Origin of the sequence: endosymbiont of Riftia pachyptila (vent Ph05) (assembly GCF_000224455.1) — a bacterium.
Classification (GTDB): domain Bacteria; phylum Pseudomonadota; class Gammaproteobacteria; order Chromatiales; family Chromatiaceae; genus Endoriftia; species Endoriftia persephonae.
In genome coordinates this window covers 1-20217 of the sequence record NZ_AFOC01000071.1, presented here as the reverse complement: position 1 = coordinate 20217, position 20217 = coordinate 1, and the positions used below count along the sequence as shown (strand labels likewise).

General features: G+C 59.6%; 18 protein-coding genes and 3 pseudogenes. 13 read left to right on the top strand and 8 right to left on the bottom strand.

Annotated elements, in window-relative coordinates; translation table 11 throughout:
• Positions 1-60 precede the first annotated feature (60 nt).
• Both RIFP1SYM_RS11485 and queF read right to left on the bottom strand, forming a co-directional pair.
• Positions 61-1179: an FGGY-family carbohydrate kinase gene (locus RIFP1SYM_RS11485; RefSeq protein ID WP_338063176.1), complete on the bottom strand. Its 1119-nt coding sequence runs from the start codon at positions 1177-1179 to the stop codon at positions 61-63.
• Positions 1180-1277: 98 nt separating this feature from the next.
• Positions 1278-1667 (bottom strand): preQ(1) synthase, encoded by a 390-nt coding sequence (queF, locus tag RIFP1SYM_RS11480; protein WP_005964673.1) that lies wholly within the window; start codon positions 1665-1667, stop codon positions 1278-1280.
• A gap of 173 nt (positions 1668-1840) precedes the next feature.
• Here queF and smc point away from each other — a divergent pair.
• From smc to RIFP1SYM_RS11460, 4 genes and pseudogenes are all read left to right on the top strand, one after another.
• Positions 1841-5351: pseudogene (gene smc / locus RIFP1SYM_RS11475) on the top strand (chromosome segregation protein SMC).
• Between the two features lie 2 nt (positions 5352-5353).
• Positions 5354-6115, top strand: a complete 762-nt coding sequence (locus RIFP1SYM_RS11470; protein ID WP_138921801.1) for a cell division protein ZipA — start codon at positions 5354-5356, stop codon at positions 6113-6115.
• Positions 6112-8386, top strand: a pseudogene (ligA, locus tag RIFP1SYM_RS11465) (NAD-dependent DNA ligase LigA). Before RIFP1SYM_RS11470 ends, ligA begins: the two are co-directional and overlap by 4 nt.
• Positions 8387-8469: 83 nt before the next feature.
• Positions 8470-8763 carry a hypothetical protein gene (locus tag RIFP1SYM_RS11460; RefSeq protein ID WP_005964658.1) on the top strand — a complete coding sequence of 98 codons (294 nt, stop codon included), beginning with the start codon at positions 8470-8472 and terminating at the stop codon, positions 8761-8763.
• Between the two features lie 21 nt (positions 8764-8784).
• On the opposite strand, the gene RIFP1SYM_RS11455 is transcribed toward RIFP1SYM_RS11460, so the two are convergent.
• From RIFP1SYM_RS11455 to RIFP1SYM_RS11435, 5 genes are all read right to left on the bottom strand, one after another.
• Positions 8785-9000 (bottom strand): hypothetical protein, encoded by a 216-nt coding sequence (locus RIFP1SYM_RS11455; protein ID WP_039960362.1) that lies wholly within the window; start codon positions 8998-9000, stop codon positions 8785-8787.
• 396 nt (positions 9001-9396) lie between these two features.
• Positions 9397-10335: a peptidylprolyl isomerase gene (locus RIFP1SYM_RS11450; protein WP_005964655.1), complete on the bottom strand. Its 939-nt coding sequence runs from the start codon at positions 10333-10335 to the stop codon at positions 9397-9399.
• A gap of 34 nt (positions 10336-10369) precedes the next feature.
• A complete protein-coding gene (locus RIFP1SYM_RS11445; RefSeq protein ID WP_005964652.1) occupies positions 10370-10672 on the bottom strand; it encodes a YciI family protein in 303 nt (100 codons plus the stop codon).
• Positions 10673-11338: a septation protein A gene (locus tag RIFP1SYM_RS11440; RefSeq protein ID WP_005964649.1), complete on the bottom strand. Its 666-nt coding sequence runs from the start codon at positions 11336-11338 to the stop codon at positions 10673-10675.
• A gap of 24 nt (positions 11339-11362) precedes the next feature.
• Positions 11363-12136 (bottom strand): hypothetical protein, encoded by a 774-nt coding sequence (locus RIFP1SYM_RS11435; RefSeq protein WP_006474447.1) that lies wholly within the window; start codon positions 12134-12136, stop codon positions 11363-11365.
• Positions 12137-12254: 118 nt separating this feature from the next.
• On the opposite strand from RIFP1SYM_RS11435, the gene RIFP1SYM_RS11430 reads away from it, so the two are divergent.
• The 8 genes from RIFP1SYM_RS11430 to RIFP1SYM_RS11395 are packed head-to-tail and all read left to right on the top strand — an operon-like array spanning position 12255 to position 18795.
• Positions 12255-13115, top strand: coding sequence for a PHP domain-containing protein (locus RIFP1SYM_RS11430; RefSeq protein WP_006474446.1), 861 nt, complete (start codon positions 12255-12257; stop codon positions 13113-13115).
• Between the two features lie 9 nt (positions 13116-13124).
• Complete coding sequence (locus RIFP1SYM_RS11425; protein WP_005964640.1) at positions 13125-13751, top strand: L-threonylcarbamoyladenylate synthase; 627 nt, start codon at positions 13125-13127, stop codon at positions 13749-13751.
• A 7-nt stretch (positions 13752-13758) separates the two neighbouring features.
• Positions 13759-14469: a site-2 protease family protein gene (locus RIFP1SYM_RS11420; protein ID WP_005964636.1), complete on the top strand. Its 711-nt coding sequence runs from the start codon at positions 13759-13761 to the stop codon at positions 14467-14469.
• Between the two features lie 2 nt (positions 14470-14471).
• Positions 14472-15689, top strand: coding sequence for a tryptophan--tRNA ligase (locus tag RIFP1SYM_RS11415; RefSeq protein WP_005964633.1), 1218 nt, complete (start codon positions 14472-14474; stop codon positions 15687-15689).
• 8 nt (positions 15690-15697) lie between these two features.
• Positions 15698-16516, top strand: coding sequence for a segregation and condensation protein A (locus tag RIFP1SYM_RS11410; RefSeq protein WP_005964631.1), 819 nt, complete (start codon positions 15698-15700; stop codon positions 16514-16516).
• Between the two features lie 13 nt (positions 16517-16529).
• A complete protein-coding gene (gene scpB, locus RIFP1SYM_RS11405; protein ID WP_005964628.1) occupies positions 16530-17240 on the top strand; it encodes an SMC-Scp complex subunit ScpB in 711 nt (236 codons plus the stop codon).
• Positions 17237-18133, top strand: coding sequence for a 23S rRNA pseudouridine(2605) synthase RluB (gene rluB / locus RIFP1SYM_RS11400; protein WP_005964625.1), 897 nt, complete (start codon positions 17237-17239; stop codon positions 18131-18133). The genes scpB and rluB overlap by 4 nt, the downstream gene beginning before the upstream one ends.
• Positions 18106-18795 carry an endonuclease III domain-containing protein gene (locus RIFP1SYM_RS11395; protein ID WP_005964623.1) on the top strand — a complete coding sequence of 230 codons (690 nt, stop codon included), beginning with the start codon at positions 18106-18108 and terminating at the stop codon, positions 18793-18795. Before rluB ends, RIFP1SYM_RS11395 begins: the two co-directional genes overlap by 28 nt.
• A gap of 3 nt (positions 18796-18798) precedes the next feature.
• On the opposite strand, the gene RIFP1SYM_RS11390 is transcribed toward RIFP1SYM_RS11395, so the two are convergent.
• Positions 18799-19575 carry a GGDEF domain-containing protein gene (locus tag RIFP1SYM_RS11390; protein ID WP_006474442.1) on the bottom strand — a complete coding sequence of 259 codons (777 nt, stop codon included), beginning with the start codon at positions 19573-19575 and terminating at the stop codon, positions 18799-18801.
• Between the two features lie 400 nt (positions 19576-19975).
• Between RIFP1SYM_RS11390 and RIFP1SYM_RS11385 the strand changes: the two are divergent.
• Positions 19976-20217, top strand: a pseudogene (locus RIFP1SYM_RS11385) (thioredoxin); the annotation flags it as partial.

Genomic DNA, 20217 nt, shown 5'->3' with positions numbered 1-20217 from the left:
TTACCCCCCGTAGCGCCAGCAAGGCAGTGCCATAGGCGGCCTGCTGCTGCGCAGAGCGAATCACCGGTACCCCCAGTTGCTGCTCGCGAAACGCCAGCCAGGGTTGATTGGCGGCACCACCACCGATCGAGAAGATCCGCTTTGGTGGAGGAGCCCCCAGGCGCTGCAGCAGCGCATATCCCTCCACCTCGATGCGGGTGATGCCCTCCAGAATCCCTGAAAGAAGCGCAGATCCTGCTCAGGTCGAGGGCTGAGATGGGCTGGCTTCTCCGGGTCGTTGAGCGGAAACCGCTCGCCAGGCTGGAGCAGCGGATAGTAGTCGAGCCCGGTGGGCTGGGCGAAATTGAGCGCCTCGCTGAGCTGCCCCATCTGCTCCTGGCTGAAGTGGGCGGCACAGACCGCGCCGCCGCTGTTGGAGGCCCCGCCAACCAGCCAATGATCCCCCAGCCGGTGGCTGTAGACGCCATACTCTGGTGCAGAAACCGGCCGCTCGGAGAGGATCTTTAATACCAGGGTGCTGCCGAGTGAGGTTACCGCATCGCCGATCTCTGATGCACCTGCGGCCAGTGTCGCGGCATTGCTGTCGGTGGTGCCGCTGACCAGGCGGCAACAACCGGGGATGCCGGTGGCCTGAGCCGTATCATCGCTGAGTCGCCCGGCAATCTCGCCCGGCTGACGGACCTGCGGCAGGGCATCGAACGGTACATCTAACCGCTCCAGCCACTCCGGCCATTCCCTTGTCTGCGGATCAAAACCCAGCTTCAGGCAGTTGTTGGCGTCACTGATGCCAAATCGGCCGCAGAGCCGGCCAAGAATCCAGTCGGCCTGATGCAGGGCGAGGAAGGGCTGATCGCCGATCTTCCGCTGCAGATGCAGCAGTTTAGCGAGGCTTGATGAGGCGCTATGCACCGGGCTCGAGGCCGGGGCGACAGCCGCAATCCGGGGAAGCTCCGCCCGGCTGCGGCTGTCGTTATACATCAGCGCAGGGGTGAGCGGCCGGCCCGCCGGATCGGCGAGCAGTAGGGTGGCGGAGGTGCCATCCACTGCGATGGAGCGGATGCTATGCTTATCGAGCCGCTCCCGCAGCACCAGCAGAACCTCAAGGCTAGCCTGCCACCAGAGTTCTGGATCCTGTTCGCTGGCGGCTGCAAAAGGGTGTAAGGGAGAGGACAGGTCCACCGCGGTCTCCGTCCACCACCCGACGCTGGCCATCGATGGCAATGCCCCGGCAGCCGGAGGTGCCAAGGTCGATGCCAATGTAGCAGGGGGCGTCGATCTCAGGGGAGCTGAACGGCAATCGGCGGCTCCCAGCCATCGGCCCTGTGCTCCGCAACCACCGTCGTATAGACGCCGCCGCGCACGTTGAAGTCGGCGGTCAGACGCATAAAGCGCGGCCGGGTCGCTTTCACCAGATCCTCCAAAATGTGGTTGGTGACGGCTTCGTGGAAGGCCCCCTCATCACGAAACGACCAGACATACATCTTCAGCGATTTCAGCTCCACGCAGAGCTGGTCGGCCACATATTCAAGGGTCAGCTCGGCAAAGTCAGGTTGACCGGTCTTGGGGCAGAGACAGGTGAATTCAGGCACCCGGATGCGGATCGTGTAGTCGCGCTCCGGTTGCGGATTGTCGAAGGTTTCCAGCTGTTTGCTCGGTTGGCTCGGCATCTCGGTTTGTCGCCTCGGTTAAGAATCGGCGGAGATTATACGAAACTCCGGCCGGTGTCAGAAGTAATGGGAAAATATCTATAAAAAACAGTTGGATATGAATAATGAATTGACAGCCTGGCAGGCTGTACAAGCCTGTATCAGCGGCTGGGATTAGTGTATCTTAGCCGCCCATGCGACTGGAGAAAATCAAACTCGCCGGGTTCAAATCATTTGTTGACCCGACTACCGTGCCGATGCCAAGCAACCTGGTGGGCATTGTCGGGCCCAATGGCTGCGGCAAAATCCAATGTTATCGATGCGGTGCGCTGGGTGATGGGCGAAAGCTCCGCCAAGATGCTGCGCGGCGAATCGATGGCGGATGTGATTTTCAACGGCTCCAGCTCCCGCAAGCCAGTTGGCACCGCCACCATTGAATTGTTGTTCGACAATGCCGAGGGCCGCGCCGGCGGGCAGTATGCCCAATACAACCAGATCTCGGTGAAGCGCCAGGTCTCGCGGGACGGCCAGTCGAACTACTATCTCAACGGCACCCGCTGTCGTCGCCGCGACATCACCGACCTGTTCCTCGGCACCGGCTTGGGGCCGCGCAGCTACTCGATCATCGAACAGGGCATGATCTCACGACTGATCGAGGCGCGCCCGGAGCAGCTGCGGGTCTATCTCGAAGAGGCCGCTGGCATCTCCAAATACAAGGAGCGGCGGCGCGACACCGAAAACCGCATCCGCCATACCCGGGAGAACCTGGAGCGGCTGGAGGATCTGCGCGGCGAGGTGGCGAAACAGCTGCAACACTTGCAACGCCAAGCGGCCACCGCAGAGAAGTATCAGAGCTACAAGGCGGAAGAGCGCCAGCTCAAGGCAGAACTGCTGGCACTGCGCTGGCGCAGCCTCGATGAAGAGCTGCAGCAACGCGACCGCTCCATCGCCGAGATGGAGAACCGGCTCGAACAGGCACTCACCGAGCAACGCCGGCTGGAGGCGGGCATCGAGGCCCACCGCGAACAGCACACCGAGGCGAACGACCTGTTTAATGAGGTACAGGGGCGCTTCTACGCCATCGGCGCCGAGATCAACGGCCTGGAGCAGTCGATCCAGTTTGCCCGTGACGCGCGTCGTCAGCAGCAGCAGGATCTGGAGCAGGTGGAGCAGACCTGGCAAGAGTCGGAGGCGCATCGGGCCCAGGACCAGTCGCGACTCGAAGAGCTCAACGAAAATCTGCTGCGGGAAGAGCCGCGGCTGGAGGAGGCGCAGGCGCTGGAAGAGGAGGCTGCGCTTGCCGTGGCCACTGCCGAGGAGGCGATGAACGCCTGGCAGTCGCAGTGGGAGGCGTTCAACCAGCAGGCGGCGGAGCCGGCCCAGAGCGCCCAGGTGGAGCGCACTCGGATCAACAACCTGGAGCAGCGCGAGCGGGATCAGGTACGTCGACTGCAACGCTTCGACGAAGAGCTGGCGGGCCTCGATGAAGGGCCGCTGCAGCAGGAGATCGCTGACTTTGAGCGGCAGCAGCAGGAGCAGCAGGCCCGCGCCGAGGTGGTACAGGAGCAGCTGGACCAGACCATGCAGCAGATCGGCGAGCAACGCGACGCCAATCGCCAGCTGGCGCAGCGGCTCGACGAAGTCCGCGCGCAACTGCAGGGCGACAAGGGGCGGCGCGCCTCACTCGAGGCGTTGCAGCAGGCCGCCTTGGGCAAGCAGGGAGACGCGCTCTCCGAGTGGCTGGAGCAGAGTCATCTGAGTAGAGCGGCCCGTCTCGCGGAGCAGTTGGAGGTAGAGTCGCGTTGGCAGCGGGCAGTGGAGATCGTATTGGGATTCCACCTGCAGGCGGTCTGTGTGGAGAACCTCGACGATTTGAAAGAGGCATTGGCGGGGCTGCAGCAGGGTGCCTTGAGCCTGCTCGATCAGACTTCGGTACCGCCCGATGCGCCGGAGCCGCCGGGCGACAGCCTGCTGGGGCGCATCCGCTCTCCCTGGCCGTTGCAGAACCTGCTCGGCGGGGTGCGTCTGGCAGAGGACCTTGATACCGCCTTGATGATGCGTCGCGGTCTGCGCAGTGGTGAATCAGTGATCACCCCGGAAGGGGCCTGGCTTGGACCAAACTGGATCCGTCTCACCCGTGAGGAGGATGAAAGCACCGGGGTACTGGCCCGGGAAGAGGAGCTGCGGCGCTTGAGTCAGCTGCTCGAGCAGGGGGAGGCAAACGCAGCCGAGCTGGCCGAGCAGAGCGAACAGGGCAGTAGCGAGCTACAACGGATCGAACAGCAGCGTGAACAGCTGCAGTCCAGTTTTAACGAGATTAACCGCACGCTCTCCGGGATCGCCTCGGCATTGAGCGGCAAGCGTACCCGTGCCGAGCACATCAACCAGCGCCGTGAGCAACTGCATCGCGAGCAGCAGGAGATCCTGCAGCAGATCGAGACAGATCGTGAAGAGCTGGAGCTGACCCGGCAACGGCTGCACAGTGCGCTGGAGTCGATCGAGACCCTGGGCAACCGCCGCGAGTCACTGGTGGTGGAGCGCGACGGGTTGCGCGAGGCGCTGACCCAGCTGCGTGACCGGCTTAATCAGCAGCGCGCCCAGAGCCACCAGGCCGCACTGCAGATCCAGTCGATGCGCACCGCACAACAGTCGCTACAGCAGAATCTGCAGCGCATGAGTTCACAGTTGGATCACCTGGCACAACGCCGCGAGGAGCTCAGAGGCACCCTGGCCGCAGCCGAAACCCCGCTGGAGCAGCAGGGCGAGGCGCTGGAGGAGAAACTGGTACAGCGGCTGGCGGTGGAAAAGGAGCTGAGTGAGGTGCGTGCCAGCCTAGAGCGGGTCGACCAGGAGCTGCGTGAACTGGAGCAGCAGCGCCAGCGCATCGAGCAGGCGGTACAGACGCGCCGCAGCGAACTCGATCAGGGTCGTCTGCAACGCCAAGAGGTACTAGTACGCTGCAAAACGCTGGAGGAGCAGCTGCGCGAGACCGACCAAACCGCCGAGGCGCTGTTCCGGGAGATGCCGGAAGAGGCTGCTGAGGGCGTCTGGCGTGAGCGGCTGGAAAAGCTGGCCAACCGCATCCAGCGACTCGGTGCGATCAATCTGGCCGCGATCGATGAGTTCAAGGAGCAGTCGGAGCGGCTCGCCTACCTGGATGAGCAGCATGCCGACATCAGCAGCGCCTTAGATACCCTGGAGGGCGCTATCCGTAAGATCGACCGCGAGACCCGCACCCGCTTTAAAGAGACCTTCGACAAGGTCAATGACGGCATCAAGGAGCTGTTTCCACGCTTGTTCGGTGGCGGCCACGCCTATCTGGAGCTGACCGGCGAAGATTTGCTCGATACCGGTGTCACCGTAATGGCGCGCCCACCGGGCAAGCGCAACTCCAGCATTCAGCTGCTCTCAGGCGGGGAAAAGGCGCTCACCGCGGTGGCAATGGTGTTTGCCATCTTCCAGCTCAATCCGGCCCCTTTCTGCATGCTCGACGAGGTGGATGCGCCGTTGGATGATGCCAACGTGGGGCGCTTTTGCCAGATGGTGAAGGCGATGTCGGACAAAGTGCAGTTTATCTTTATCACCCACAACAAGATCACCATGGAGATCGCCAACCAACTCTCTGGTGTCACCATGCATGAGCCTGGGGTGTCACGTCTGGTAACCGTTGATGTAGAGGAGGCGGCGCAGCTGACAGCCGTTTGAACATGGATAGTGGAACACTGCGATTGATACTGATTGGCATCGGCATCCTATTTCTGATCGCCATCTACTATTGGGACCGGCTCAACCGAAAAGATGCGCGGGAGCAAGCCCGACAGAAACTCGAAGCCGAGCTGGATGAGGCTGATGAGAGTTCCATCGAGAGTGCTTTCGCCAAGCCTGTGGGTGATCCCGATGAGCTCTCTCTCGGTCAGCTAGACTCCAGCCTGGATGACGATCTGAGCCCCTTCGATCGGGCCTTTTCTGCGACTGACGAGCAGGAACCGCAGGAGGAGATCCACCTAGAGGTGGATGAGACCTCACCGCTAGATGTACCCCACCTGATCCTGCAGATTCACCTGCTGCACCGGGGCGACTGGTTCGATGGTGAGCCGCTGGAGCGTGCACTGAGTGCGGCCGGATTGCAGCCGGGCAAGATGAAGGTGTATCACCGCCTCACCGGAGATGGCAGCCGGCGGGTAGTCTACACCGTCGCCAACCTGGCCGAACCCGGCACCTTTCCTCTTGGTCAGATGGGCGGATTCAAGACCCCGGGGCTCGCTTTTTTTGCCCAGCTGCCCGGCCCGCAGGATGGTCAGGCGATCTTCAACGACATGCTCAAGACCGCCGAGCAGCTCGCTGCCCGCCTCGGTGGTGAGCTACATGATCAGAGCCGCAGTGTGCTGACCCGCCAGACTATCGAGCATATGCGAGAACAGATCATCGAACATGGCCGTAAGGTCCGCCTCGCTCGGAGCAAGGGATGAGCCAAGGCAGTGAGGCCGAGGCCCAGATCGAGGCATTACGCGAGCAGATCCGCTTCCACAATCGTCAGTACTACGTCTACGACGCTCCGCAGATCCCCGACGCCGAATATGACCGGCTGATGCGGCAGCTGCAGGTGCTGGAGGCGGAACACCCCGAACTGCTGAGTGACGACTCCCCGACCCAACGGGTCGGCGGTGAGCCGTTGCAGGGGTTTGCTGAAGTCCACCACCGAGTGGCGATGCTCTCGTTGGATAACGCCTTCAAGCGCAAAAGATCAATGAGTTCGATCGACGGGTTCGCGATCGCTGGGGCTGGCGGCTGATGCGTCGTTGATCTACGCCGCTGAACCAAAACTGGACGGACTGGCAATCAGCCTGCGCTATGAGCAGGGGCGATTGGTGCAGGCGGCTACCCGGGGGGATGGCAGCTGCGGCGAGGATGTGAGCTCCAACGTGCGTACCATCAAGGCGATCCCGCTGCGGCTGATTGGTGACGATGTGCCTCCGGTGTTGGAGGTGCGTGGCGAGATCTTCATGCCCAAGGCGGGCTTTGCACGGTTGAACGAGGCCGCCCGCCAGCAGGGAGAGAAAGAGTTTGTCAATCCGCGTAATGCGGCGGCCGGCAGCCTGCGTCAGCTCGATCCACGCATCACCGCGCAACGGCCACTGGCCTTTTTCTGCTATGGCTTCGGTGAGATCGCGGGCGGACCGCTGGAGCAGAGCCAATCACAGAGCATCCTGCGTCTGCGCGACTGGGGTCTGCCGGTCTCGCCGCTGCTTGAACAGGTCGATGGTGTCGATGGCATAGTTGACTATTACCAACGCATTGAGGCGCAACGGGAGCATCTGAATTATGAGATCGACGGGGTGGTATTCAAGGTCGATCTGTTCGAGCAGCAGCAGCAGCTAGGATTTATCGCTCGCGCACCACGCTGGGCCATTGCCTATAAATTTCCCGCCCAGGAGGAACTGACCCGGGTTGAGGCGGTGGAGTTCCAGGTGGGACGCACCGGTGCGATCACCCCGGTGGCACGCCTGCAGCCGGTGTTTGTCGGCGGCGTTACGGTCAGCAATGCAACCCTGCACAATATGGATGAGGTGCTGCGCAAGGATGTGCGGCCGGGTGATACCGTCTATGTGCGACGCGCCGGGGATGTGATCCCCGAGGTGGTGCGGGTGCTGCCTGAGCGACGCCCGTCCGACAGCAAACCGGTGGAGCTGCCGAAGCTCTGTCCGGTCTGCGGCTCCGAGGTGGTGCGTCCGGAGGGGGAGGCGGTGGCCCGTTGCAGCGGCGGCCTCTATTGTCCGGCCCAGCGCAAGGAAGCGATCAAACACTTCGCCAGTCGCAAGGCTCTCGATATCGAAGGGCTGGGCGACAAGTTGGTGGAGCAGTTGGTGGAGCAGGGGCTGGTGAAGGATCCGGCCGACCTGTTCACGCTCAGCCTGGAAGAGCTGGCAGGGCTGGAGCGCATGGCCGAGAAGTCGGCGCAGAATCTGCTCGATGCCCTGGAGCGGAGCAAGCAGACGAGCCTGGCGCGTTTTCTCTTCGCGCTTGGCATCCGCGAGGTTGGAGATGCCACCGCCGCCGCACTGGCCCGCCATTTCCGCGATCTGCAGCCCCTGATGGCCGCGGAACGAGACGACTTCATCCACGACAGCGGCATCAAGGGGGTCGGCGCCAGCACCGCGCAGGCGATCTGCGACACGTTGGCCGGCCCACTGCCAGCAGAGCCACTAGCCGGTGGGCTTGCCGACTGGTTGGCCGGGATGAATGTGCGCGGTCTCAATCGGGCGGTAGCTGAGCGCCTGAGTGAGCGTTTCGGTAGTCTGGAGGCGTTGCGGCAGGCTACCCCCGAGCTGCTGCGGCGTGAACAGCGCAGCCTGGTAGAGGGAGTGGGACCAATTGTGGCCGATCACATCGTCACCTTCTTCCGCCAGCCTCACAATCAGGAGGTGATAGAGAAGCTGCGCCAGGTCGGCGTCAACTGGGAAGAGGAAGCGCCGCCAGAAACGCCTGCTGAAAGCCCACTGCTGGGCAAGACTGTTGTATTGACCGGTACCCTGAGCCGGCCGCGTAGTGCGATCAAGGCAGAGCTGCAAGCGCTCGGGGCCAAGGTGACGGGCAGTGTCTCGAAAAACACCGACTACCTGATCGCCGGTGCAGAGGCCGGTTCAAAGCTCAGCAAGGCCCAGCAGCTGGGGGTGGAGATCCTTGATGAGGCCGGGCTGGCGCGGCTGCTGGGCGGTGTCTCCGAGCAGAGTGATCCATGATAATTGGATGGTAATGGGGCTAAATGATTGGGTAAGCTGTGCCGATCTGCCCGTAATCTTTACACTGAATCAAAGAGTCTAAGATGAGCGAAGAATCTGCAAAAGAGAGAGAGATCCTGATGGTCATGCGCAAAGTGCTGGCTGCAATCGTGAAAGATACCGCCCCGGAGCACAAGGCTCTGCAGCATCCTCTGTCGGAGCAGACGATTCAGGATATCCGCGCCTGTTTTGGGTTGATTACTGCCCGCGAGAAGGAGTTGGCGGAGCTGGCTGGTCGAATCGCAACAGAGCGCCCCTACTTCATCGATGAGGCGCCCGCCGCCACTACCGTTTCTATCTCCAGCATCGGTCGCATCGAGGGACAGAAGGAGAAGTGAGCCAAGTCTCTCTGTTTCAATCTACTCCGGGTGATATGGAGATTCTGCGAGAGCGCTATTGGAAGGGGAGAGATCGATTCGGAAGCTTTGATGAGCAGAGGTGCAGGGATTTGGCTGGCTGATCAGAGCCTTGATCTTGGCATCACACTGATGGTTGTTCAGGCTGGCAGATGCTTGCGGGACCGGGGTAAAGGTCAGTGCGAATCCAGAAATAAGAGTCTTAAACAGTACCTTCATGCTCGAACTCCTCCCTGCTGTATTGTGGGTAAGGCCATCCTGATCCCTAGAATCAAGTGGCAGGCCCACAGCCTGAGCAGATAGTATGCCAAGAATAATAAGTATCTGTTATTTAGTGAATAATAATCTTCTTCAGGAGCAGGGCAAAGAGTGGGTGTAAAATTTTTCGACAGATCAAGACAAAGAAAGTGTGAACTGTGCCTCAGAAACAGCCAGGATCACAATAACAATAAACCTTAACATAATCACATAACTTGTTGTTGTTAAATGATTATGTTTGTCTTTATCGATTTTTGATCGAGGGCAGAGGAGTGTAAGTTTTTCTGACAGGCAAGGGGCGCGCCGGGTTTTCCAGGAACGGCGCCGCGAAATGGGACGCCGCTCCTGCGACAGGGATCAGCTCTCCCCGGATGCCTGCGCGGCTTTCTCCTTCGCCGGCTTCTGCTGTTCGTTGTAGTGGAGCTTGGTTTTTGCCCGCAACTCTTGAATATAATCGGCGAGAACCTGCTGCTGCAGGCGGGTAGTCAGTTCTGAACGTACCGCATCTAGGCTCGGGGCGGGGAGGTCACGGCTATCTTCCAGCAGGATCACATGCCAGCCGAACTGGGTCTTGACCGGCGCTTCCGAGTATTTTCCCTTCTCCATCGCCTGCACCGCATCGGCAAAGGGCTTCACCATCTGCTCCGAGTCGAACCAGCCGAGATCGCCGCCATTGGCGCCAGTGGGGCCAGTTGAGTGTGTCTTGGCCAGCTCAGCAAAGTCACCTCCCTGTTGCAGTAGGGCGATGATCTCTTTCGCCTTCTCCTCCTCTTTCAGCAGGATGTGGCGCGCCTTAAATTCGGTACTGCTCTTGTTGGCATACTCAGCGTCATAGAGCTTCTGGTAATCGGCCTCAGTTGGCTGATGCTCCTTCAGATGGCGCTGGATTGCTGCCTGGGTCAGCAGTTTGGCGCGGAACAGGGTTAATGTCGCCTCTACCTCGGCAGATTTGTCGAGCTGTTTTTGCTCCGCATCCTGGGAGAGGATCAACAGGTTGGAGAGTTCATTCAGCACCTTCATCTGCAGCTGCGGATTGTCGCTAGCCTTTGCAGGATCCCTGACCCGCTCTTTAAAGTAGAGCCCAAACAGGATCCTGGATACCGGCTGACCATTGACCGTGAGCAACACGTCGGGCGAGAGCGCCGGCTGTTCCCCGCCAACCGGCAGGATCGGGGAGTCGGCTGCGGGTTGCTCGGTGTCAGTCTGGGCCGAATTGGTTGCACCATCACCGGACTGGTTGCATCCGATGAGCAGAGTGCAACAGCTGAGCACGGTGATAAAAGTAAGCTTTTTCATCGCTGGACCTTATGCTTGATTGGTAAAGTAGTGGTCAGGTCGGAAAGACCTTTTTAAAGGGTTTGATGGTAACCCGCTGATAGACTCCGGCGAGCACGTAGGGATCCTGATCCGCCCATTCGCGGGCTGCCTCCAGGCTGTCGAACTCTGCTACCACCAGACTACCGGTGAAACCGGCGGGGCCCGGGTCTTCGTTGTCGATTGCCGGATGGGGACCAGCTAGCAGCAGCCGGCCATCCGCCTGCATCGCATTCAGCCGCTCAACATGAGCGGGGCGTGTTGCAAGACGTTGTTCCAAGCTCTCTTCCCGGTCTTCCGCAATGATCGCGTAGTACACTCAATTCTCCTCTGTCAATTGTTCCTGATCCTGCATGTGGCGGGCCAGGTAGAAGGCCTGCAACAGGACAAAGGCCAGCGTTAGTCCCATCATTCCAAACAATTTAAAGTTGACCCAATCCGCTTCCAGGGATTGCATCTCAAGACACATTTGAAGTTCGTCGCCGTTGAATAGTTCCCCGCAGCTGGTCAGGTCGATCTGGGCTAAGCCGGTCTGGGCGGTCAGCGCCGCTTCGGCGCTGAAGAAAAAGCTGGCCACATAGAGGTTGGCCAGCCCCAGCAGGACAAAAAATCCCCCCCAGGCGAGATTGAGTCGGCGCCAGACCGGCGAGGGGACGCGTACCGCATCCCCCATCATGCGCTCCGCCAGCGGTTTTTCACCGATGAAATGGCTGCCGATGAAGACTGCGCCAAACAACCAGTTGATCACTGAGGGTTTCCACATGATGAAGGTGCGATCCTGCAACAGGAGGGTCAGCCCGCCGAACACCAGCAACATCACCATGGTGATCAGGTGCATCTTCTCCACCTGCCGGTTGCGCAGCCAATGATAGCTGACCTGGATCACCGAAGCGCCGATAGCCACTGCAGTGGCGGCATAGATGCCGTAGAGTTTGTAGGCGACAAAAAAGAGAATGATGGGGAAAAAATCGGCCAGAAACTTCATGTTTCAGATATACCCTTAGATTAGTCAGTGCAGGGTGCGCTGGGCGCTCCATTCGTGGAAATACTCCTGCACCAGTTTTTTTACAGGCTCTGGATAGCTCAGGGCTTCCATCTGTTCCATGCCTTCGCGGAAAAAGTGTGACGCCTCCTCAGGCATCAACTGCACCAGATTATCGAAGGCATCCTTCATCAGCAGGGTATGGTGGCTGCGTGTGGCGATGATCGCCCGGTTGACCAGCAGCACCCGCCAGGGGTGATTGGGATTGCCCTTGTCAAGATCGGTCTGCAGCAGCGGGCTCACCGCCAACTGGATGTCACTGGACATCTGGTAGAGGTTCTCCAGATCGACCGCTTCCGTGGTGATGTTGGCCAGCGCAGCCAGGGCGTTGACCACCGGTTCCAGGGTGCTCAGTTCACCGCCCCGGCGGGCGATCCAGACCGCCAGCGGAAGAGAGAGGTTCTCCAGCATGCGGGCGTGCTCCTCCAGCCGCAACGTATCGGCCACATAGGCGAGATCGATTAGCAGATTGATGCCATAGTCGCCCAGCTCGTGCAGATCGTGGCCAACCAGCTGCTGCGGTGCATGCAGCTCCCTGTGGGTCAGGCTGGCATCGAGCGCCTGCGCCATCTCCGGCGAGTTGAGCAGGTCGAACAGCTGGAACAGTGCGCTGGCGAGCAGTTCTGGGGAATCGAGCTGCTCATCGGCGGATTCTTCATCCTCAAACACCTCGATCAGCTCTTCCACAGTGTCACGGAAGACATCGGCAATGGCGACTATATCGGCGGGGATTATCTGCATGCCGCAATTGTAACAGCCGCTTGTGGTGGCGTCTTGAGGGTGGGGGGAGATTGTTAGCAGATTGCGTGACGGCTCAAATTCCACGCATATCCCGCCGGATGGGGTACAATCCCCCGCCATGTTTCTAGGTTACGATCTGCACTCACACTCCACCGCTTCCGACGGCACCCTTACGCCGACGGCATTGGTGCGCGCCGCCGCTGCGGCTGGTGTAAAAGTATTGGCACTCACCGATCACGATAACACTGCCGGTATCGACGAGGCACAGTTGGCGGCCAGGGAGTCAGGTATTCAGCTGCTGCCGGGGGTGGAGATATCGGTCACCTGGGAGCGCCAGACAGTGCATCTTGTCGGGCTGAATTTTGATCATAAAAATAGCGCGTTACAGGATGGACTTAAAGCGCTGCAGGCGTTTCGGGTTGGGCGTGCAGAAGAGATTGCACTGCGTCTTGGAAAGGCGGGCATCCCCGATGCGTTGGAGGGAGCACGCAGCTTTTCCAACGGCTGGCTGGTGAGCCGCACCCACTTTGCCCGCTTCCTGGTCAAGATCGGCGTGATGCCTGATATGCGCAAGGTCTTCAGACACTATCTGGTGCACGGCAAGCCCGGCTATGTGCCAGGCGAGTGGGCCAGCCTGGAACAGGCAATTGGCTGGATCACCGACGCAGGAGGGCAAACGGTGATCGCACACCCCGCCCGCTATCGGATGACCCGCAGCAAGCTGCGCCGGTTGATCAAGGCGTTTGCCGCGGCCGGTGGAGCCGGACTCGAAGTGGTATCGGGCAGCCACAGCCGTGACGATTGTTTCAACATGGCACGTCATGCAAAAGATTTTGGCCTGCTCGCCTCGGCGGGTTCCGATTATCATGGCCCCGAGCATCCCTGGATAGAGCTGGGCAGGCTGCCACAGCTGCCGGATGGCTGCGTTCCCATCTGGCGGGATTGGGGCATCAGCAGCCCCCAGGCCCGCGCGATTTAGATTAAGACAATGGCACTCTTTCTTCAGATTCACCCGGACAACCCCCAGCCTCGCCTGATTCAGCAGGCGGTAGAGATCATCCGCCAGGGTGGGTTGGTGGCCTATCCCACTGACTCCAGCTACGCCCTGGGATGTCACATCGGCGACAAGGGCGCGATGGAGCGGATCCGCCGCATCCGCAGGCTCGATGACAAACACAACTTCACCCTGGTCTGTCGCGACCTGACCGAGATCGCCAGCTACGCCAAGGTCAACAATCGCGACTACCGGCTGCTGAAGAATCTGACCCCCGGTCCCTACACCTTCATCCTCAAGGCAACCAAACAGGTGCCGCGCCGGCTGCAGCATGCCAAACGCAAGACCATCGGCATCCGGGTGCCGGACAATCGCATCGTCGATGCCTTGCTGACAGCGCTGGCTGAGCCGATCATGAGCTCTACTCTGGTGCTGCCGGGGGACGAGATGCCGCTGACCGATCCCTATGAGATGCGTCAGCTGATCGATCACGAGGTCGACCTGATCATCGACGGTGGTTATTGCGGTTTCGAGGCCACCACCGTGGTGCTGCTGACCGAAGATACCCCCGAAGTGGCACGACTCGGCAAGGGCGACGCCAGCTCTTTCAGCGAGGTATAATCCCGCGATGCAGGGGATCAATCTTATTCAGCTGGTAGTGGTGATCGCGATACCGCTGCTGTTCGCCATCACACTCCACGAGGCGGCCCACGGCTGGATGGCCAAGCGACTCGGCGATAGCACCGCGCAGAGGCTCGGCCGGATCACCCTCAACCCGATCAAGCACATCGACCCGATCGGTACCGTGCTGATCCCGCTGCTACTGATCCTCTCCAGCTTTATCTTCGGCGGACCACTGTTCCTGTTCGGCTGGGCCAAGCCGGTGCCGGTGACGGTGGAGAACCTGCGCAAGCCGCGCCGCGACATGGCACTGGTGGCATTGGCCGGCCCCGGCGTCAACCTGTTGATGGCCTTTATCTGGGGCATGCTGATCTATCCGGGGATTTTTCTGCTTCAATCGCTGCCCTGGATCGCCATCCCACTGGTGCTGATGGGGGTAGCCGGCGCCTTCTTCAATACCATCCTGATGGCGCTCAATATGATGCCGATTCTGCCGCTGGATGGGGGGCGCGTGCTCTATTCACTGCTGCCGCGTCCGCTCGCCCGGGTCTATGCCGGCCTGGAGCGCTACGGGCTGTTCATCCTGATCATCCTACTGACGACCGGCCTGCTGGGGCAGATACTCTGGCCGCTGGTATCATTGACTATTCAACTGTTGCCGGCCAGTGATGTGGTCTCGCAACTTTTACCGATCATCCTCAACCCTTCAAGGAGTTAGTCTTGAACTCTCTCTCCCCCCAGCACTCGCGGGTGCTCTCTGGCATGCGCCCGACCGGGCGTCTCCATCTTGGCCACTACCACGGTGTCATCAAGAACTGGGTGGAGCTGCAGAACGAGTACGAGTGCTTCTTCTTTGTTGCCGACTGGCACGCTCTGACCACCCACTACGACGATCCTTCACTGATCCCAGAGAGTACCTGGGAGATGGTGATCGACTGGCTGGCGGCGGGGGTCAACAGTAACTCTGCGACCCTGTTTGTGCAGTCGCGGGTGCCGGAACATGCCGAGCTGCATCTGCTGCTGTCGATGATCACCCCGCTGGGCTGGCTGGAGCGTGTGCCCAGCTACAAGGATCAGCAGGAGAAGCTGAAAGAGAAGGATCTGGCAACCTACGGTTTCCTTGGCTATCCGCTGCTGCAGTCCGCCGACATCCTGATCTACAAGGCGGGCCAGGTGCCGGTGGGCGAGGATCAGGTGGCTCATGTGGAACTGACACGGGAGGTGGCGCGCCGCTTCAACCACATCTACGGCCGCGAGCCCGACTTCGAGGCGAAGGCAGAGCAGGCGAAGAAAAAGATGGGCAAGAAGAACGCCAAAATGTTCGACAAGCTGCGCAGAGCCTATCAGGAACAGGGCGACCTGGAAGCATTGGAGGTGGCGCGTGCCCTGCTCGGTTCGCAGCAGAATATCACCCTGGGCGACCAGGAGCGGCTGTTCGGCTACCTAGAGGGTGGTGGCCGGGTGATCCTGGTGGAACCCCAGCCGTTACTCACCAAGGCATCGAAGATGCCGGGGCTGGACGGGCAGAAGATGTCGAAATCCTACGGCAACACCATCGCCCTGCGCAGCAAGCCGGCGGAGTTGGAGAACACCCTCAAGCGTATGCCGACCGATCCGGCGCGGGTACGCCGCACTGATCCGGGTGACCCGGCGAAGTGCCCGGTCTGGCAGTTCCACGAGGTCTACTCCGATGACGATGTGAAAGCGTGGGTGCAGCAGGGGTGCCGCTCCGCCGGCATCGGCTGTCTCGACTGCAAGGAGCCGGTGATCAATGGCGTGCTGGAGGAGCTACGGCCGATTCAACAGCGTGCTGCGGAGTTCGAGGCACAGCCAGAGCTGGTGCGCAGCATCATCAATGAGGGCTGTGAACGAGCACGGGATGTGGCCCGAGCCACCATGGAAGAGGTACGCCACGCGATGTCTCTCAGCGGCATTTAAGCCAGCTCATGGATTTGACCGAAAACCACCCCCACCATCACCCCGAACAGGAAGAGATGCCGTTCGCGGTGGTGCAGGGTGAGCCGGTCACCACACCGCCAAAAGATCTCTACATCCCGCCGGATGCCCTGGAGGTGATCCTTGAGGCGTTTGAGGGGCCGCTTGACCTGCTGCTCTACCTGATCAAACGACAAAATCTCGACATTCTCAACATCCCCATCGCCGAGATTACCGAGCAGTACATCCAATATATCGAGATGATGGAGGAGCTGCGCTTAGAGCTGGCGGCCGAGTATCTGGTGATGGCGGCGATGTTGGCGGAGATCAAATCCCGCATGCTACTGCCGCGCCAGAGCAGCGAGGATGAGGATGAGGCCGACCCGCGGGCCGAGCTGATCCGCCGACTGCAGGAGTATGAACGTTACAAACAGGCGGCCGAGGATATCGACCAGCTGCCGCGCATCGGCCGTGACAACTTCCAGGGCCAGGCAGAGCTGATCGAACGAAAACAGGAGGTGCGGGAGCCCGATATCTCGCTACAGGAGCTGCTGCTCGCCTTCAAGGATGTGCTGCAGCGGGCAGACATGTTCACCAGCCATCGGGTGGAGCGCGAGGCGCTGTCGGTGCGGGAGCGGATGTCGCAGATACTGGAGCGGGTGAATGGGGAGAGTTTCTGCGATTTTTCCACCCTGTTCGACTTCGAAGAGGGGCGGCCGGGAGTGGTGGTAACCTTTCTTGCGGTGCTGGAACTGATCAAAGGATCGTTATTGGAGCTGGTGCAGAACGAACCCTTTGCGCCAATCCACGTGAAAGCGATCGTCTCCTGAAATCGAGTGATGCATGTCCTCTGACGATAAATTAAAACAGATTGTAGAGGCCGCGCTGCTGGCGGCCGGCCGGCCGCTGAGCCTCGACCAGCTGCAGGGAGTTTTTGCTGAAGCGGAGACGCCAGATAAAGAGCGTTTGCGCACTGCCCTTGAGACGCTGCAGGCAGACTATCAGGGACGCGGTATCGAGGTCAGCGAGGTCGGCAGCGGCTTTCGTGTCCAGATTCGTTCGGAATACGCCCCCTGGGTATCGCGACTCTGGACAGAACGTCCGCCGAAATACTCCCGCGCGCTGCTCGAGACCCTCGCCTTGATCGCCTATCGGCAGCCGATCACCCGTGGCGAGATCGAGGATATCCGCGGTGTCAGCGTCAGCACTAATATCATCAAGACCCTTACCGAACGCGAGTGGGTGCGGGTGGTTGGGCACCGGGATGTGCCGGGCAAGCCGGCCCTCTATGCCACCACCAAGGCATTTCTCGACTACTTCAACATGAAGGGCCTGGGTGAGCTGCCAACTTTGGCGGAGATACGTGATTTGGAATCAATCAACCGGGAACTGCAGCTTAAGGAGCCGAATATGGCGGAGCCGGGGGACGAGCCGTCCGGGGATGATGATGCGGCCGAATCAGTGGCCAGCCTGGATGCTGATCTCTCTCAGAAGGATGAGATTGCAGCCTCTCACAGTGGTGAGTTGCCACTCCAACAGAGTGAGTCGGAATGAGTCAGAATAAACCTCAGATGGGAGAGCGCCTGCAGAAGGTGCTGGCCAACGCCGGTGTCGGCTCGCGTCGTGAGATCGAGGGCTGGATCAGTGAAGGCCGGATCGAAGTCAACGGTGAAACCGCCAAGCTGGGACAACGAGTCGTTGGCAGCGACCGCATCCGGATCGATGGTCGTCCTTTCTCGCAGAAGCGCATGGAGGCGCCGGAGCGGCGGGTGCTGGTCTACAACAAACCGGAAGGAGAGCTGGTGACGCGTAAGGATCCAGAAGGCCGGCGCACCATCTATCACAGACTGCCCCGCCTCCAGCACGGCCGCTGGATCCCGGTGGGACGGCTCGACCTGAATACCTCTGGCTTGCTGCTGCTCACCACTGATGGCGAATTGGCTAATAGATTGATGCACCCCAGCCGCCAGGTGGAAAGGGAGTATGCCGTACGGGTGATGGGGCAGGTCAGTGAGGAGCAGTTAAAGCAACTGACCCACGGTGTCGAGCTGGAGGATGGTCCGGCCCGCTTCGAGGAGATTGTCGAATCCGGTGGCGAAGGGATCAACCGCTGGTTCCATGTCGTAATCATGGAGGGGCGCCAACGGGAGGTGCGGCGTCTGTGGGAGGCGATTGGTGTGCAGGTGAGTCGCCTCAAACGGGTACGCTACGGCAGCGTGATCCTGGAGAGCGCCCTGAAGGTCGGCAGGTGGCGCGCATTGACGCACACTGAGGTCAACCAATTGCTGGAGATCTCTGGGCTACCACCGGAAAAACGTCAGCCACCAGCCAGAGCAAAGCATTACAGGTCGGATCGACAACAGGCGCCGCGCAAGCAGGGCAGAGGGCCAAAAGCGTCGGGCAGCTCCGCGAACAATCCATGGCGACGCTCAAGGAATCCCCGTTAAGACTTGATGGCAGACGTCTGCGGACTGTTTATAGCCAGCTGTTGCAGTGCTATGGGCCGCAGCACTGGTGGCCGGCAGATAGCGCCTTCGAGGTGATGGTCGGTGCGGTTTTAACGCAGAATGCCGCCTGGTCCAATGTCGAGCGGGCGATCCAGAACCTAAAGGCGATCGATGCACTTGATCTTCATCAGATCGACCGGATGCCGCCGGATGAGCTGGCGCAGCTGATCCGTCCTGCAGGTTACTTCAACGTTAAGGCAAGGCGCCTGAAGCATCTCTGTAGTTTTTTGCGCGCGCACGCTGGGCAGCTGCAGCCGCTCTCTGATAAGGCGCTGCGCAGGGCATTCCTTTCGGTCAACGGAATTGGACCAGAGACCGCTGACGACATCCTGCTCTATGCCTTTGAGCGGCCGGTATTTGTCATCGATGCCTATACACGGCGCATCTTTTCTCGCCTTGGCATGGTCCCGACGCACTTAGCTTATGAGGCACTGCGTCTGGCATTTGAACGGGCACTGGGGCCCGATCCGGAGCTCTTCAACGAATACCATGCGCTGATTGTGCGCCATGCCAAAGAGGCCTGTCGAAAACAGCCTGACTGCACAGTCTGCTGTCTTGCACGGGAGTGCGACTGGGCTGTTCAGCAGCACGCCTTGGCCTGAGATTCACTCGGCACGGTAGGTCTGGTTGCGTCCCTGTCCTTTGGCGCAATAGAGCGCAGCATCCGCCCGTTTGAACAACGTCTCACCAGACTCATTCTTCTGCAGGGTTGCGACCCCCAAGCTGAGACGTGCCTGCAGGCCTTTTGGACTGCTGAAACTCAGTGCCTCGACATTCTTGCGAATCCGTTCGGCCAGTTGGTATGCACCCTCTGCACAGGTTCCACTGAGGGTAATGACAAACTCTTCACCGCCGTAGCGATAGAGGGCGTCACTGCTGCGGACGCTAGCTTCGACTGCAAGTGCGATGTTCTTCAACACCATGTCTCCTACGGTGTGACCATACTTGTCATTGATCCGCTTGAAGTAGTCCACATCGAGCATAATAATGGAAAGCTCTGTGCCGTTTCGGCTTGCCAGATCAAGCTCCCGATTAAAGTTGCTGACAAACGCTGCGCGGTTTTTCACTCCGGTAAGAGCATCGATAAAGGCTGAGTTGATGGCGGAACGGTAGAGGAGTGCGTTGCGCAGCGGATAAAGCAGAATGGTCAGATAGTGCTCAAGGAGCTTCAGTTCATCATCGTCAAATGGGTGGTTGCGGCAGAAACGAAGAACACCCAGCGGCTGCTCCAGAACCTTTAATTCATAACTGGTGGAGTGAGTAGTGTTTACACCCAGTGTCAGCGTCAACTCCTGATCAGGAGAGATGTACTCAATCCCATCGTGCCGGAACTCTTTGCTGATGTCTGCGACAAACAGCTCGATGATGCTCTCAAGCTCCAATGTACTCTGCAGCCGGGTTGTAAGCTCGAGCAGTGTCGAGAGTTTGGCGCCCCCATTTGATGACTGCGGGATTGGTGTCTGAAATATGCTCAAATTGGAGGTCCGTGAGCGATTTTCGATGCTTTGCAGGGAACCCGTCATTTTTCTGGCCCTAAAATTGTTATTGACCACACTAACTTTGCGAATTGCGTGCCAAAAATATTTTTCCTTTTAAATCAATCAGTAATATATTTTTTTGTCTTGCTGCGTCGAAAATACGACACAGTTTTTCGGAAGTATGCAGGTCTGTTGCATCTCTCATGAGCGAGTACCGAATGAAAATCTGCTAGTGTGGATAGAGTTATGAAATAACAATGAGTCGTGACTGAACAAGTCGGGCCATGATGCCGAAGGAGGAGAAATGAAATTGTCCTGGTTGCTTCCTGCCATAGGGCTGCTATCAATTTCTATCGCCTGCCATGCAGCTGAAGGCGACAGCAAGCTGGGTGCCGGTCTTGTCAATCCTGGATATCACGAAAAACCGGACTGGTTTAAGCAATCATTTCTCGATCTGCAGGAGGACGTAGAGGCGGCGGCCGGGGAGGGTAAGCGTCTGCTGCTCTATTTCCACCAGGATGGCTGCCCCTATTGCGCCAAGCTGCT